The organism is Parvibaculum sp., from assembly GCF_019635935.1.
Classification (GTDB): Bacteria; Pseudomonadota; Alphaproteobacteria; order Parvibaculales; family Parvibaculaceae; genus Parvibaculum.
In genome coordinates, this window is record NZ_JAHBYN010000001.1 from 349604 (window position 1) to 365607 (window position 16004).

Consider the following 16004-nt stretch of genomic DNA (forward strand, 5'->3'; position numbering starts at 1 on the left):
GGTCAATGGCGCGGGCGCGCAACGGTGTTGACGCAGGACAGTCCGTTGAGCGCCGACATGATGCGGGTCAGGTGTTTGATATCCCGCACATCGAGATCGATCTGCAGGTCGTAGAAGTCCGCGTCGCGCTGCGCCAGCGTCAGGTTGGAAATATTGCTTCCGTAATCGGCGATCAGCGTCGCGATGTGACCGAGCGAACCGACTTCGTTGCGCGCCGTCACGCGCAGCCGCGCCGGAAAGGTCTGCGGAACTTCCGGGTCGATATCCCACGTCACGTCGATCCAGCGCGACGGCTCGCCATCGAAAGTTTCAAGCGTCGGCGCATCGATTGGATAAACCGTGACGCCCTCGCCCGGCATCATGATGCCGACGATGCGTTCGCCGGGAAGCGGGAATGTATCGGGCGCGAATTGAATGCCGAGCCCGGCGCCGCGCCCCGTCACACGCACAGCACCGTTGCGCTGGTCTTTCCCGTTGGCGCCGACCCGCTTCCGGCCGCGCTTGGCGAGCGGTTCCTCGGGATAGACCGTATGCAGCACCTGTTCGGCACTCACCGTACCGTCGCCAACCGAAGCAAGCAGCTCGGCAACATCGGACTTGCGCAGCGGGCCGAGCGCGCGTTCGAGGATCGTGTCGGACGCATCCTTGCCGGCTGCCTCGAAGGCACTTTTGAGAATCTGCCGGCCGAGACGGCTGAATTCGGCCTGCTTGGCGGCGCGGATCGAACGGCGAATTGCCGAACGCGCCTTGCCGGTCGCAACATACGCTTCCCACGCGGGCGAGGGCCGCTGCACCTGCGAGCGGATGATCTCGACTTCGTCGCCATTTTCAAGCCGGGTGCGCAGCGGCATGTGACGGCCATTGATCTTGCAACCGACGCAGGTGTCGCCGATCTCCGTGTGTACGGCGTAAGCGAAATCGATCGGCGTCGCACCGCGCGGCAGCGTGATCAGCATGCCGTTGGGTGTGAAACAGAAAACCTGATCGGAGAACATCTGGAGCTTGGTGTGCTCCATGAATTCTTCGGGCGTACCACCATGTTCGAGCATTTCAATCAACTGCCGAAGCCAGCTGAATGTGGCCGCGAACTCCCCCGACGCTTCGGTGTCCACAGGCCCTTCCTTGTAGAGCCAATGCGCGGCGATGCCGTATTCGGCGATCTCGTGCATCTTTCGCGTCCGAACCTGAACCTCGGCACGCTTTTTTTGCGGCCCGATCATCGTCGTATGGACCGAGCGATATCCGTTGTTCTTCGGTGTTGAAATGTAGTCCTTGAAGCGGCCAGGCACCATCGGCCACGACGTATGCAGAATGCCGATCGCCCGATAGCAGTCCGGCACTTCATCGACAACGACCCGGAAGCCGAAAATGTCCGAAAGCTGCTCCAGCGAAATGCCGCGGCGTTCCATCTTCCGCCACATCGAGTAGGGGCGCTTCTCGCGCCCGATCACCTCGGCGGCAAGACCTTCTTCCTTGAGCTTCGCTTCGATCTCGGCGGCAATCTGCCTCACCGTGTCGCCGCTCTCTTCGCGAAACTCGTTGAGGCGCCGCAACAACGCCTCGCGCGCTTCGGGGTTAAGCTCCTTGAAAGCGAGATCTTCGAGCTCTTCGCGAATTTCCTGAATGCCCATGCGCCCGGCAAGCGGCGCATAGATTTCCATCGTTTCCTGCGCGATACGCTGGCGCTTGTCGGCGGAATCGATGAAGTGCAGCGTCCGCATGTTGTGCAGCCGGTCGGCAAGCTTGACCAGCAACACCCGAATGTCGTTGGACATGGCGAGCAGGAACTTGCGGAAATTCTCCGCCTGCTTCGAGCGTTCCGAGGTGAGTTCGAGACGCGTCAGCTTGGTCACGCCGTCGACAAGACCGGCGACCTGCGAGCCGAACAGCTTGGTCAGCTCGTCCATCGTCGAACCGGTATCTTCCATCGTGTCGTGCAGGAGCGCCGTCACGATGGTCGCGGTGTCGAGTTTCAATTCCGTCAGGATGCCGGCAACTTCGATCGGATGGGAAAAATAAGGGTCGCCGCTGGCCCGCATCTGGCTGCCATGCTGCTTCATGGCATAGACGTAGGCGCGGTTGATCAGGGCTTCGTCCGCCTTCGGATCGTAGCCGAGCACGCGATCGACGAGCTCATACTGACGCAACATCCAACGATTCTCCTGCGCCGCGTCTTGCCAACTTCCTAACGACCCGTCCTTACAAACGACCCGCCCTTACAAACGAAAAGCGCCGCCCCTCACCTTCCGGCCGGGCGGCGCTCAAACCGATTGACGTCTGCGGTGGGACCAAGCCCTCCTCGCCCGTTCTCAGTCTTCCCCGTCCATGTCGTCCGCGTCGGCCGATTTCTGCTGCGGCGAGTCGATCTGGCTCTGGATCGCGCGCAGCAGCTCTTCCTCGCTCATGCGGTCCGACGAGCCTTCCGCCGCGCCGAACGTGTCGGCGACTTCGCCGGCCGCTTCGCCCGAGATCAGGAGCTGCATGTTCTCGACTTCCGGCTCCTCGGTCTCCACCCGGTTCTGCATGCTGGCGACCAGGTCTTCGCGCAAATCTTCCGGCAGGATGGTCCGCTCGGCGATCTCGCGCAGCGCCACCACCGGGTTCTTGTCGTTGTCGCGCTCAACCGTCAATTCGGCACCGGCCGACATGGCGCGCGCGCGGTGCCCCGAAAGCAGAACCAGCTCGAATCGGTTGGGCACCTTGTCGACGCAATCTTCAACGGTCACGCGGGCCATTGCAAAACTCCAGTATGGGCGGGAACCTGATTTGGCCCTTTATGTAGGGGCCAGAATAGCAGAACGCAAGCAAGAACAGGCATTTAGAAGTCAATCTGCGGCAATTTTAACCGCCGGACCGCTCAATTCCCCGCAAGGCATCCGCCGGAAGACCGCGGATCAGCGCGTCGACATGCTCCCCGGTTACCGGATGCCGCCAGCCCGGCGCGACGTCCCGCAGCGGCAGCAGCACAAAAGCCCGTTCGGTAATCGCCGGATGCGGCAGCGCCAGAGGCAGCGGCCCGGCGCCGGCCTCAGGACCGCGACGCCCTACCGCCGGCACGATCAGGCCGCGATAATCCAGCAAATCGAGATCGAGCACCCGTGGCCCCCAGCGGTCCCGCCTGACGCGCCCGAACAAGGCTTCGATCCGGTGCAGCGCCGCCAACAGGGCATTGGGCGGCAACGCCGTTTCGATCTCGACTACCGAATTAACATAATAATCTTGTGTATAAATCGAAAGCGACGGCGTCCGGTAGAAGGGCGCTACTTTGCGAACCCGCAGCCCGAACGCCGGCATCATCGTCAATGCGGCCTCAAGCGTTTGTCGCGGCCCGCCCGAGGCGCTTGCCAGATTGCCGCCAAGCGCCACGAGGACGACGCTGGTCGCACCGGCAGGCCGCTCTATATCTTTCACGGCAAGGCTGTTCATGGCGCCGGCCCTCATGAAATTACGGCGGAGAGACTTGCCGAAGCCGGGCATTTGCACGTAATGCTTTGCCAACACTTCGAATTACGAACCGATTCCGTCGCCGAAATTTGATCGCAAGCATTTTATACACAGGAGTTTCAGGATGATCTTTTATGCGCATGAACGCATGGTTCTTTTTATTGACGGCGCCAATCTTTATTCGGCGGCCCGCGGACTGAATTTCGACATCGACTACAAACGCCTTCTCGATCATTTCCGCGCCAAGGGCACGCTGGTCCGCGCCTATTACTACACCGCCCTTCTCGAAGATCAGGAATATTCGCCGCTCCGGCCGTTGATCGACTGGCTCGACTACAACGGCTATTCGGTCGTGACCAAGCCCGCCAAGGAATTCACCGGCGCCGACGGCCGCCGGCGGGTCAAGGGCAATATGGACATCGAACTGGCCATCGACGCCCTCGAAATGGCCGATCAGATCGACCATCTGATTCTTTTTTCCGGCGACGGCGACTTCCGCCGTCTGGTCGAAGCGGTCCAGCGTCGCGGCAAGCGCGTGACCGTCGTCTCGACCATGCGCAGCCAACCGCCGATGATCGCCGACGAATTGCGCCGTCAGGCCGATCAGTTCATCGAGCTGGAATCGCTGCGCGACGCTGTTGGCCGTGCCCATAGCGACCGCCCGGCGGTGGCGCCCGCGCCCATGCGCAACGATCTCGACTACGAATATGACGACGAGGACGAGGAAGCCCTCGACCGGCCGGCCAGCGCCTGAGTCGCGCCGCGTGCCGACACCCGGTCCCGAAGCACCGCGCGACTGCCCGCTCTGTCCGCGGCTCGTCGCCTATCGCCGCGAAAACGCCGTCGCGCATCCCGACTGGTTCAATGCGCCCGTACCTTCGTTCGGTACCGAAAACGCACGCCTCTTGATCGTCGGACTGGCGCCCGGCGTTCAGGGTGCAAACCGCACCGGCCGCCCCTTCACCGGCGACTTCGCGGGCGACCTTCTCTATTCGACATTGCTCGATTTCGGATTTGCGAAGGGCACCTACGCGGCCCGTCCCGACGACGGCCTCGAACTCGTCGACGCGATGATCGCCAATGCCGTGCGCTGCGTGCCGCCGCAGAATAAGCCGACGCCGGAGGAGGCCAGAACCTGTCTCGGTTTCCTGACCGCACGAATGGCCGCCTTGCCGCGCCTCAAGGCGGTGCTGGCGCTTGGCCGCATCGCCCATGACGCCGCATTGTCGGCACGCGGGCTGAAACGTTCGTCGGCGGTTTTCGGCCACGGCGCGTCGCACGACATAGGCAGCGGCCTCCGCCTTTTCGACAGCTACCACTGCTCGCGCTACAACACCAATACGCGGCGTCTGACCGAAGAGATGTTCCGCTCGGTATTCGCCGATGTCAGGGCGTTTCTCGACTAGCCCTTCTCGCGCAGCAACCGGGCCTTGTCGCGCGCCCAGCTTCGCTCTTTCAGCGTCTCGCGCTTGTCGGCAAGTTTCTTGCCCTGCGCCAGCCCGATCTCGACCTTCACCATGTTGCGGTCGTTGAAATACATCTTCAACGGCACGACGGTCATGCCCTGCCGTTGCATGGCGTTGATCAGCTTTTCGATTTCGCGCTTGTGCAGCAGCAGCTTCCGCGGACGGCGCGTTTCGTGGTTGAACTGGTTGGCCTGCAGGTAGACCGGGATATAGGCATTGACGAGCACGATCTCGCCGCTCTTCGTCGCCTGCGCATAGGCTTCGTTGAGGCTGCCCTGGCCGGCACGCAACGATTTGACCTCCGAGCCTTTCAGCTCGATGCCGGCCTCATAGGTTTCGGAAATGCTGTAGTTGAAACGCGCCTTGCGATTATCCGCAATGATCTTCCGGCCGTCTCCGGCCTTCTTCTTGGCGCCGCCGCTTTTGGAGGACATGGCTCACCGGCCCTTTGCTCGGCCGTCTCAGTTGACCAGTCCGGCGGCCCGCATGGCCTCCCGAACCTTTTGCTCGGTCGCCGTCGAGGCGGTCACCAGCGGCAACCGCAATTCATTGGCGCAGAACCCGAGCAGGCTCAACGCAAACTTGGCCGGTGCCGGATTGGGGTCGAGGAACAATGCATGATGAAGCGGCATCAGCCGGTCCTGAATGTCGAGCGCCCTGCCGAAGTCGCCGTCGAGCGTCGCCGTCTGAAACTGCGCGCAAAGCGCCGGCGCGACATTGGCCGTCACCGAAATGCAGCCGACGCCGCCATGCGCATTGAATCCGAGCGCGGTCGCGTCCTCACCCGACAGCTGGCAGAAATCCGATCCCATGGCCAGCCGCTGCTGGCTGACCCGCGCGAGGTTCGCCGTTGCGTCCTTGACGCCAATCACGTTCTTCAATTCAAACAGGCGCGTCATCGTTTCGAGGTTGATATCGACGATGGTGCGGCCGGGAATGTTGTAGAGCACGATCGGGATATCGACCGCGTCGTTGACGGCCTTGAAATGCGCGTAGATGCCGTCCTGCGACGGCTTGTTGTAGTAACCGGTCACGCTCAGCACGGCGTCGGCGCCGACCTTCTTTGCAAACCTGGTCAGTTCAATCGCCTCAAGCGTGTTGTTCGACCCTGCCCCCGCGATCACCGGCACCCGGCCCCTGGCGGTCTTGACGCAAAGCTCGACCACCCGCTTGTGCTCGTCATGGCTCAGCGTCGGCGACTCGCCGGTCGTGCCGCAGGGAACGAGCCCATGCGTGCCCTGTTCGATCTGCCATTCCACGAGTTTGACGAACGCAGCCTCATCCACCGCGCCGTCCCGAAACGGCGTTATGAGCGCGACATACGATCCCTTGAACATGGCTTTGGCTCCGGTGCCGCCCGGCCGGTCCGGCGGGCGGTAAATTCTTCGGCTGCTCCGAAGGCGCGCAAGATACCCATAAGCGGCACCAGCGGCAAGAAAACAGCCAACTTCGCGGCCTGCGGCCTATTGCCGGGAGCGTTAGCACACAGGTAGTCTCATTGGTGGATAATCCGTGACGCCGAGGCCGACCGCGCCGGATGTCCCGATGCGGAAATCCCGGACCGGAGGAACCTCCAGTGGAGGCCGCTTCGACCGGTCCGCGCGCCTTTGGAGTTTTGGGAACGCGTTGTGATAATCGACATGGGAATTAGCTTGAAATTGCGTGCGCGGAGCGCGGCCGTTGCGGCCGTCTGCCTGATGCTGTCCGTTTCGGCTGCGGCGGCGTCGATCGTTCCGCTGGCGCGTCCCGACGGCCAGAAGCCGCCGAGCGCCACCGCCAACCCTGCGACCCGTGCCGCCGCCGCCACGACCGGCACCGTCTCGCGGCTCAATGCCGCGGATCTCGCCGCAACACGCGACGCCTTTGCCGAGGCCGACCGGGCCAACTGGATCGCCGCCCGCCAGCACGCGGGACGCATTTCCGATCCCGTGGCCGCCAAGCTGATCCTCTGGACCCGCCTGCAGGCCGATAACAGCGGCTCGACCTTCGCCGAGATCACCACCTTCCGCGAACAAAACCCCGATTGGCCGCGGCTCGCGACGCTCGCCCTTCGCGCCGAAAACGCGCTTCTCGCCTACCCGATGTCGAGCAGCGACGTCGTGGCCTGGTTCTCGGCCAATCCGCCCGCCACCGGCGAAGGCAAAATTCGCTACGGCAAGGCGCTGATCGACACCGGCAAGGCCGACGAAGGCGTGAGCTGGATCCGTCGCGGCTGGGTCGATCACGACTTTTCGGCAACGCGCCAGAAGGAAATTCTGACCGCCTACGGAAGCCATTTCGATGCCGAAACCCAGAAAGCGCGCCTTGCGCGCCTGCTCTGGGAACAACGAACGACGGACGCAAAGACGGCGGCAAATCTCGTTGGTCAGGATGCGCGCATGCTGGCTGACGCGCGTATCCAGTTTATCGCCGGCTCCAGCCAGGCAAATACCGCCTTGTCGCGCGTCCCCGATGCGTTGCGCGCCGATCCGGGCTTGCTCTACGACCAGGTGCGCTATGAACGCCGCCGCGGCAACGATCACACCGCGCTTCCGTTGCTGCTGACCGCGCCGACCGAGCCGCACAAGATGATCCGTCCGGACATCTGGTGGGTCGAGCGCAAGATACTGGCCCGCAAGGCGCTCGCGGGCGGCCTCTACCAGCAGGCCTACGACCTCAGCGCCGCGCATGGACTGACCGAAGGCGTCGAGTTTGCCGAAGGCGAATTCATGGCCGGCTGGATCGCCCTGCAATTTCTCAACAAGGGCGATCTGGCGCTCGCGCATTTCAAGCGCCTTGGCGGCGGTGTCTCGACGCCGATCAGCAAGGCCCGCGCCTACTACTGGAGCGGCCGCGCCGCCTCCGCCACCGGCAACAAGGAAGCGGCAGACGGATATTATCGCCAGGCTGCAACCTATCCCGTCAGTTTCTACGGTCAGCTCGCGACGGCCGCGCTTGCGGGCGCCGGCGGCGACGGAAAACTGAATTTTCCCGCCAACCCCGCACATTCCGCCGAAGTGAAACAGCGCTTCAACAATCGCGAGCTGGTGCATGCCGCACGCATCCTTCAGGACCTCGATCGCGAGCGCACGCGCTGGACGGTCATGCTGCACATGGCGGACACGCTGACCGATCCGGCTGAACTTGCGGCACTTTCCGACCTCGCCCGCAGCTTCGGCGATCAGAAGTTGTCGCTGCGCATCGCCAAAGCGGCCGCCTCGCGCAACATCATCCTGCCCGAACATGCCTACCCGACGACATTGATGCCCCAATGGACGCACAAGGGCCCACCGGTCGAGAAGGCGCTGGTATACGGCCTCTCGCGTCAGGAGAGCGAGTTCGACCCGAAGGCCCTGAGCCCCGCCGGCGCGCGCGGCCTGATGCAATTGATGCCCGGCACCGCGCGCATCGTCGCCAGGCAGGTCGGCCTTCCCTACTCGGCCAACCGCCTGACAGATCCGGTCTACAACGCAACGCTTGGCGCCGCGCATCTGGGCGATCTCATCGAGAACGACTTTGCCGGCTCCTACATCATGAGCATCGCCGCCTACAACGCCGGTGGTTCGCGGGTCCGCCAATGGATTGGCCAGTTCGGCGATCCGCGCTCGAGCGCGGTCGATCCCATCGACTGGATCGAGACCATCCCGTTTTCGGAAACGCGCAACTACGTCCAGCGCGTCATCGAAAATCTGGAAGTCTATCGTGGCCGTCTGGCCGGCGAGGCCCTGCCGACGCGCATCGAGGACGATTTGCGTCGCCACACCGGCGCCCCCTTCTCGACGCCGGCGCCGACGCCGCGTCCGTCGAGTGTACCGCTCGCGCCGCCTGCCACCCCGACGCCGGCCTCGACGCCGATTTCGGTGCCGGCGCCAGTCGCGCCGCCCGCGGGAACGGCCGCCATGGCGCCGGTCGTCGAGGACGACGAGGCTTCAGCGGTTCGCTGACAACACATCATCTCGCCTTGCCGGTTCGTTGCGTCTCGCCCATGATCCCCTTCCCTTTGGCCCGGAGACGATCATGGCGAAGCCCCCCATTCGCGAAATTTTCTATACCAGCCAGGACGGCTTGAAGCTCTTCGCGCTCGATTATGGCGAGCGCACGGCCAAGGGTCCGCCGATCGTTTGCCTGCCGGGCCTGACACGCAACTCCAAGGACTTCCAGCCGCTGGCAACACACCTGGCAAAGCGTCACCGTGTACTCTGTCCGGATTTTCGCGGGCGCGGACGCTCCCAGTATTGCGACAAGTGGGACGACTACACGCCTGTTCACGAAATGATGGACACGCTCGACCTGATGGGTGCGGCCGGCATTTCCAGCGCCGTGTTCATCGGCACTTCCCGCGGCGGTCTCGTCACCATGCTACTGGCCGCCTTCCGGCCCAATGTCATCAAGGCTGCGGTGCTGAACGACATCGGCCCGGAAGTCGACCCCAGGGGCATCGCGCGCATTGCCGGCTATGTCGGCGTCATGGAGACACCCGCCACATGGGACGAGGCGGCGGTGAAACTGCGGATGATGAATGAACGCGAGTTTCCCAATCTGACGGCCGAGCAATGGCGCACTTTCGCGCGGCGAACCTTCGCCGAGGAAAGCGGCGCACCGAAGCTCGACTACGACGCAAAGATCGGCACGGCGATGCGCAAGGGCATGGAGGCATCGAAGGGTGAGGTGCCGACGATGTGGCCCCAGTTCAAGGCGCTGGCTCAGGTGCCGGTGCTGGTCGTACGCGGCGAGAACTCCGATCTGCTGACCGCTGAAATCGTCGACCGCATGGCGGTCGAACATCCCGGCATGAAGTCCGTGGTCGCGCGGGATCGCGGCCACGCGCCCTTCCTCGACGAGCCGGAAGTGCTGGCCGCCATCGGCGATTTCCTGAAAAACGACGTCGGCTGAACGCACTCACTCATTGCGCACGACTTCGGTAGGCGCTGGTGCGCTTTCCTGAGGCGCTGTATCGACCGGAACGGCAAGAACATCGCGCGCGGCCTTGAATCGCGTCGCCCAGCGAACGGTGTGATGCGCAATCCGGCGCAACAAATCCGTTTCGCGCATCGCGTCGTCGAGATAGGCGAGATACTCAAGATCGCCTCGTGACGCCGCCGATAGAATGAACTGTTTTGTCGACTGATAATTGGCCTCGAACTCCTTGCCTTGCGCGTTCAGCCATTCGACATCTGCCTGTTCGTCGAAAAGACGTCCGTCATTCATAAGATCGATCAGCGCCGTTCTGTATGTTTCCACGCGCTCCCGGACGATCGACGGCATCCGGGACTCCGTCGCGACAAACGACGTCACATTTCTGAGTTCGTGAACGACGGCGTTACAGTGCTGAAGCGCACGCAGCAGATGGGCGAGCGCATCCGGCAAACCCGACGAAAGTCGTGATTCCGAAAGCGCGGCCGCATATTCGCGGATTGAATCAGCCAGTGTCTCAAACACCACGAACCGGCGGCGCAGCTGCGTTTCATATTGCGACGGCTCCCGCAGGTAGGCGGAGCCTCCTTCGAATACGATCCGTCCCAGCCTGCGCATTTCCATCATCAGGCTTTCGACCGCCAGCGGCGGCATGTCCACCAGCGTCCTGTCGAGATGCTGCGGCCGCGCCTCGTTTTCCTCCTGCGACACAAACCGGCCGCCCAGCCAGACAATCAGGCGATCCGCCCACACCCAGACCACCAGCAACCCAAGTACATTGAACGACGTATGAAAGATCGCCAGCGTCATTGCCGGGCCGGGCAACGCCCAGCCGGCGGTGTCCATCCACGCACGGCCGAAAAAGAACAGCGGCATGATCAGGAAGGCGATCGTCGCCGACAGAAAATTGAAAATGAAGTGGCTTGCCGCCACGCGCTTGGCATTCGACGTTGCGTTGATCACCGCCAGAATACCGGTGACGGTCGTGCCGATGTTTGCGCCGATCACCATTGCCGCACCGGTTTCAAGCCCAATCAATCCGCCGGAGACAGCGGAGAGAGCGACCGCAATCGAGGCGCTGGACGACTGCGCCATAGCCGTGATGGCGAAGCCGGCCATCACAAACGCCAGATAGTGGAAGAACCCTGTTCCGCTGAAAGCTTCGATGTGTACGCCTGCGGCAACACCCTCAAACGCGTCCTTCAGCACCGAGACCCCGAGGAAGAAGATACCGAACCCCGCAATAGCCTCGCCAATGGCGCCACGGCTTTGGCCCGGTGCGGACAGGCGCAGGATCATCCCGATACCGATAGCCGGCAGCGCCAGAAACTTGATGTCCACATTGAAACCGACCGCGGACACAATCCAGCCGGTCATCGTCGTGCCGACCGCGCTGCCAAAAATGACCCAAACCGCATGTCCAAGGGTCAATATTCCGGCATTCACAAAACCGATGGCCGTCACGGTGACCGCACTCGACGATTGTACGAGTGCCGTCAACGCGAAGCCCGCCGCAAGGCCCTTCACCCGCGTATCGGTCCAGCTTTCGAGTATCCGCTTCAGCGACGGTCCGGCCGCGACTTTCAGCCCCTCGGTCATCAGCCACATGCCGACGAGGAAGAGCCCAAGTCCGCCCAGAAGGCCGGTCGCGCTTTCGATGCTCATGGATCAGACATTCCTTCCGCCGCGCCGATTATCGCAACTTCCGGGACCGAAGGAAGACCCCCGTGCATCACTCCCGCCACGCCACCAGCATCCGCCGCGCGCCCTTCTGAAACTCGAACGGCACCTCCCGCAACGCGCAGCGCACGCCGTCTCCGCGCAACGCCTCCACCACACCCGGCAAATGGCTCGACGGCCGCCCGTCCAGATTGAACAGCGGGAAAACCCGGACCTCGTCGGCCACCCGCAAAAGCTCCCTCATCGCCGCCACATGAAAATCGAAATCGAGCGTGTCGCCATAGAGAAAGAGCAGGTGCGAGGAAAGCGCCAGCCCGAACGTGCCATCGGCAAACGGCAGATTGGGCAGCGCCGCCGGCACATAGCGCCCTGCCGCCTTGCCTGCTTCGAAGTCGGCGAGAAACAGCGCCAGCGCCTCCCGCCGCAAACGGTGGATCGCCGCCTCCGAGCCGTAATACTGCCAGTTGAAACGATAGGCCGCCCGCGTCATGCCCTCACGCATCGCGACCGCCGTCTCCTCGAAGCGCGCGGCAATCGCTTCGCCCGGAAAGCGGTATATCGGATCGGCCGCGATAACACGTACGCCCGCCGACGCCGTCTCCGCCGCAAATGACGAAGGCCCCCCACCGGCATCGAGCACCGGTCCGATGCCCGCCATGTTGTCGAGCGCGAAGAACGCCTGGTACTCGTCGAAACGCCGCCCCCACGGCACGACGCCCCCGAGATCGAACTCCGGCGATGAAATACGCTGCACTTCCTTGACCATTTCCAACTCCTCGAAAATCCGGAACCGCATCCGGGAGGCGCCTTCGATGGAAAATCCTCAAACGAAAAGGCCGCCTCCAGCGGGGCGGCCTTGTCCGGGTCAGACGACAGACGACGAAACGGGGCCACCCTCTAGGTGGTCCACCACGCGCCGTTGATGCGGATCGCTTCGATCATCGCTCTGTCCTCGCGCCGGGATTGTCCGGCGGCGGCAAATCTATGCCTGCCGTCTCATTTTGCCAAGCGGTAATGCATGACGCCCCAGGCGAGATAGCCCTTGTCGGCGCCGTTAACCCAATGGCCAAGCCCCTTGATCATGTTGTCGAGATAGTCGCGGGACGCAATGTCCGAGAGCCGGTCATAGCCGTCGGTCAGCTCGCGGGCAACCCGCGCATAATGCCGGCGAAGCTGGTGCGTCATTTCCCTGACTTCGATCTTCTCGAATCCGCGCGCCGCGAGCTCCTTCTCATAAAAGCCGAAGCTGCCGAGCGTTTCGAGATGAATGCGATCGAGGATCGGCTGCAACACGCCGTCTGGACATCCGTCAGCCTGCATCGGATCGGTGAAGATGAACTCCCCGCCAGGCTTCAGCACGCGCTTCACCTCGTCGAGCACGCGCCGCCGGTTACCGCTATGCAGGATCGCATCCTGCGACCACACAAATTCGAAGCTCTTGTCTTCCGCCGGAATGTTCTCGAAATCGCCGTACTGTACGTCGATCAGCCCACTGAGCCCTGCCTTCTGCGTCAGCTCGCGGTTGAGTCTGTTCTGCGTCTCGCTGATATTGACGCATGTCACATGGCATCCCCGCGTCTTCGCCAGATGCCGCGCCGCGCCGCCATAGCCCGCGCCGATGTCGAGCACGCGATGTTCCGGCCCCAATCCCTCCAGCATCGACGCCAGCGTTTCGTCGTTGCGATGGCTCGCTTCGACGATCGGCTCGTCGTCGTTTTCGTACATGCCGATATGGATGTCTTCGCCGCCCCACACATGAAAGTAAAATGCGTCCGCGTCCGGGCTGTCGTAATAGGCCTCCGCCTGCTCCACCGCGGTCGATCTAGCTTTCGTCATGGTAGGTCTTCTCCGCAACGTGAATGAAAAAGTCGGCGTCGGCGTCCTTGTAGGTCTCCTGGAAATCGCCATAGGTCTCGACCTTCTGGAAGCCGATCTCGTGCATCAGGCGCCGCGTGTAGTTCTTGCGCAGCGGAAACATGTTGAGGTGATAGACGCTCTTGTCGGGAAATTCGTAGCGGAAGCGCGCCAGACTGTCGTCGACATGCTCGGGCTCGGCCGTCACCCGATCGCCGCAATAGTAATATTTATGCTTGCTGCTGAATCCCTTGTCGAGAATGGCGTCATAATTGCGCTGGTCCAGGATAAGCAAGCCGTCATGCTTCAGCGCGGCGTAAAACTCCGCCAGCGCGCGCCTTCTGTCGCGCTCTTCGAAAAGATGCGTAAATGAATTTCCGAGACAGATGATGGCGTCGAACTTCCCGTGCACGTCTTTGTTCAGCCAACGCCAATCCGCATGCACGGTCTGCATGACGAAGCCATGATCGCGGGCATTCGTGAAGGCCTTTGAAAGCATCTCCGCGCTGCCGTCGACGCTCGTTACGTCGAACCCCGCCTTCATCAGCTGAACTGAATTGAAGCCGGTGCCGGTCGCCACATCGAGAATCTTGTGTTTGCCGCGCTCTCTCAGAATGTCGATGAAAAATTGCCCTTCGCTCTCCGCACGGCTGTCCCAGTCGATCAGGTCGTCCCACTTCTCGACAAAGGATTCGACATACTCCTCCACATAGTGGTCGGTCTCTCTGACCGTGAGCGGGTCCTCGCCGAATTCCTGCTTCTTGTTGGCGATCGGTTTCATCGGGCTATCCTTCGGAAATAGTGAATGCATCGCGCACGCGCGTTTCCGCTGCCGCCAGACGCACAAACGGCTCCGGGTCAACTTGTGGCCGGCGCCTATGAAAACTGTTTCTTTTGCCCGCAAAATTCAGTCGCGCAAGACGCACGAAAACGGGCCGCGTCCCATAGAAGTCGACGATAGATCGTGCGACGAAAGCGACAGGTGCCGCAGGGAAGCGACTGGCGGCGTGTGCCACATATGCAAATGCACAGCACAAATAAGCCCGCTCAGCGAATGCAAGCTAACAAAGCATGCCGCATGGATCAACCTGCAAGCGTGAAATATGCGAAATTCGTCCGATATCCGTGCGTTACCGCGTATGCAATCAAGCGATGTCACACATCGAGACGAAACGCATCGCCATCGCGCTCTATATGTCCGGCTGTCGGCGTCGCGAAATGCGTACCGACAACGAGCACGCCTGAACCGGCGAGATTGGAAAACATCTCGCGTCGCGTCTTCGTCGATTGCACGGGATCGTAGTCGACGGTCGCCGCCCAGTCGGGTCGCGCCATCTGACAAGGATGGTGAATGAAATCGCCTGTAATCAGCGCCTCCCCGCCTTCCGACGATATGCGAACGCTGACATGCCCGGGCGTATGACCGACGGTCGGAACAAGACAAACCTCATCGCAAATTCGATGATCCGTATCGACAAGGTCGACAAGCCCGGCATCGAAAACCGGTTGCACCGAATCGACAAAAACATTGCGCTGCTCGGCATTGTCGCTTTCGGCCTGCCAATAGTCGAACTCGCTGCGCGCCATCAGATAGCGTGCATTCGGAAATGTCGGCACCCACTTTCCCTCGACCAGCATCGTGTTCCAGCCCACATGATCGACATGAAGATGCGTACACATCACCGTGTCGATGCTCTCTCGGGCATAGCCGGCCTTGGCCATATTCTCGAGAAAGGGTCCCTGCAGCTTGTTCCAGCCGGGCACGCCGCGGCCTTCCTTGTCGTTTCCGAGGCAGGTATCGACAACGATCCGGCGCGACGGCGTCTCGACAACAAGCGCATGAACGCTCATCCGAAGCCTGCCGTTTTCATCGACGAAATGCGGTTTCATCCAGTCATAGGGCGCAACCGCCTCCGGCGTCGCCTGCGGCAGGATAAACTTCGTCCCGCCCGTCGCCTCCACCTCGACCACCTTGGTGATCGTCACCGCACCAACCTGCCACTTGCCCACACCCGCCCTCCCTCTTTGTTTTGCAAAGCTTAGGCGCGAAAGGCGGCCGCGTCACTCCGTTCCGATGCCGCGCAACTGCAGCATCAGATCTTCCGCCCGCTGCACGCCCGCAACACGAACATCCAGCCCCGCCGCCGCCAGCCCGCGCGCCGTCCATGTGTTGCAGGTGTTGAACAGATGAAACCGTCCGGTCGCCGGATAGAACATGCTGAAACTGTAAAGCCCGCGCGCGCTCGGCCAAACGCGGTGCTTCCTGTCGCGTTCAAAGCTTTCATGCAGGTAGTCGACCAGCCGTCGAAATTGATCTGCGTCCAGCAACAGCGCGACCTCCTCGACATCGATGAATGCCTCGCCCGGCGGCGCGTCGAGCGGCGCCACATGAACGACGGCGGGGCCTGGAAACGTCGCCCGCAATGTCATGCCGATACCGGGATCGGGTGTCGGATAGAAATCCGCGTCCCCCCAACCGAACTCGAGATAGGCAGCTCCGGCAAAATCCGCCGCCTCGGGAATACGCTCGTCGGGAATATCGGCGATCGCAACAACGATGCCCGTGTGCCAGCCATTGCTCGAAATGAATACGCGATGCGTGTCGGCCATCGCACGACCGGCCGGCCACAGCGTCAATGCCATGATCACGCAAACGAGAAGACGCAC

15 protein-coding genes are annotated in these 16004 nt (G+C 62.2%); 4 read left to right on the forward strand and 11 right to left on the reverse strand.

Annotated elements, in window-relative coordinates:
- Nucleotides 1-2: 2 nt before the first annotated feature.
- The 3 genes from KF719_RS01825 to folK form a co-directional block, all read right to left on the reverse strand.
- Nucleotides 3-2150 carry a bifunctional (p)ppGpp synthetase/guanosine-3',5'-bis(diphosphate) 3'-pyrophosphohydrolase gene (locus KF719_RS01825; RefSeq protein ID WP_293506610.1) on the reverse strand — a complete coding sequence of 716 codons (2148 nt, stop codon included), beginning with the start codon at nt 2148-2150 and terminating at the stop codon, nt 3-5.
- Nucleotides 2151-2309: 159 nt separating this feature from the next.
- Complete coding sequence (gene rpoZ / locus KF719_RS01830; RefSeq protein WP_293506612.1) at nt 2310-2735, reverse strand: DNA-directed RNA polymerase subunit omega; 426 nt, start codon at nt 2733-2735, stop codon at nt 2310-2312.
- A gap of 106 nt (nt 2736-2841) precedes the next feature.
- Complete coding sequence (folK, locus tag KF719_RS01835; protein ID WP_293506614.1) at nt 2842-3477, reverse strand: 2-amino-4-hydroxy-6-hydroxymethyldihydropteridine diphosphokinase; 636 nt, start codon at nt 3475-3477, stop codon at nt 2842-2844.
- A 94-nt stretch (nt 3478-3571) separates the two neighbouring features.
- Here folK and KF719_RS01840 point away from each other — a divergent pair, with 94 nt between their 5' ends.
- Complete coding sequence (locus tag KF719_RS01840) at nt 3572-4198, forward strand: NYN domain-containing protein (RefSeq protein WP_293510552.1); 627 nt, start codon at nt 3572-3574, stop codon at nt 4196-4198.
- Entirely contained in the window at nt 4152-4850 is a 699-nt protein-coding gene (locus KF719_RS01845; RefSeq protein WP_293506616.1) for a uracil-DNA glycosylase, read from the forward strand. Before KF719_RS01840 ends, KF719_RS01845 begins: the two co-directional genes overlap by 47 nt.
- Here the strand turns inward: KF719_RS01845 and smpB are convergent.
- A complete protein-coding gene (gene smpB, locus KF719_RS01850; RefSeq protein ID WP_293506618.1) occupies nt 4847-5344 on the reverse strand; it encodes an SsrA-binding protein SmpB in 498 nt (165 codons plus the stop codon). The genes KF719_RS01845 and smpB overlap by 4 nt on opposite strands.
- Nucleotides 5345-5371: 27 nt before the next feature.
- Nucleotides 5372-6247, reverse strand: coding sequence for a 4-hydroxy-tetrahydrodipicolinate synthase (gene dapA / locus KF719_RS01855; RefSeq protein ID WP_293506620.1), 876 nt, complete (start codon nt 6245-6247; stop codon nt 5372-5374).
- A gap of 315 nt (nt 6248-6562) precedes the next feature.
- Here dapA and KF719_RS01860 point away from each other — a divergent pair, with 315 nt between their 5' ends.
- The gene (locus KF719_RS01860; RefSeq protein ID WP_293506622.1) at nt 6563-8833 is read left to right on the forward strand and encodes a lytic transglycosylase domain-containing protein; all 2271 of its coding nucleotides are present in this window, start codon (nt 6563-6565) and stop codon (nt 8831-8833) included.
- Between the two features lie 73 nt (nt 8834-8906).
- Nucleotides 8907-9782 (forward strand): alpha/beta hydrolase, encoded by an 876-nt coding sequence (locus KF719_RS01865; RefSeq protein ID WP_293506624.1) that lies wholly within the window; start codon nt 8907-8909, stop codon nt 9780-9782.
- 6 nt (nt 9783-9788) lie between these two features.
- Here KF719_RS01865 and KF719_RS01870 read toward each other — a convergent pair whose 3' ends face one another.
- The 6 genes from KF719_RS01870 to KF719_RS01895 form a co-directional block, all read right to left on the reverse strand.
- A complete protein-coding gene (locus KF719_RS01870) occupies nt 9789-11468 on the reverse strand; it encodes a Na/Pi symporter (protein ID WP_293506625.1) in 1680 nt (559 codons plus the stop codon).
- Between the two features lie 67 nt (nt 11469-11535).
- Nucleotides 11536-12279 (reverse strand): hypothetical protein, encoded by a 744-nt coding sequence (locus tag KF719_RS01875; RefSeq protein WP_293506626.1) that lies wholly within the window; start codon nt 12277-12279, stop codon nt 11536-11538.
- Between the two features lie 200 nt (nt 12280-12479).
- Complete coding sequence (locus KF719_RS01880; RefSeq protein ID WP_293506627.1) at nt 12480-13319, reverse strand: methyltransferase domain-containing protein; 840 nt, start codon at nt 13317-13319, stop codon at nt 12480-12482.
- Complete coding sequence (locus KF719_RS01885; protein WP_293506628.1) at nt 13306-14118, reverse strand: class I SAM-dependent methyltransferase; 813 nt, start codon at nt 14116-14118, stop codon at nt 13306-13308. The genes KF719_RS01880 and KF719_RS01885 overlap by 14 nt, the downstream gene beginning before the upstream one ends.
- Before the next feature lie 374 nt (nt 14119-14492).
- Nucleotides 14493-15347: an MBL fold metallo-hydrolase gene (locus KF719_RS01890; protein ID WP_293506630.1), complete on the reverse strand. Its 855-nt coding sequence runs from the start codon at nt 15345-15347 to the stop codon at nt 14493-14495.
- A 51-nt stretch (nt 15348-15398) separates the two neighbouring features.
- A complete protein-coding gene (locus KF719_RS01895; RefSeq protein WP_293510554.1) occupies nt 15399-16004 on the reverse strand; it encodes a DUF2459 domain-containing protein in 606 nt (201 codons plus the stop codon).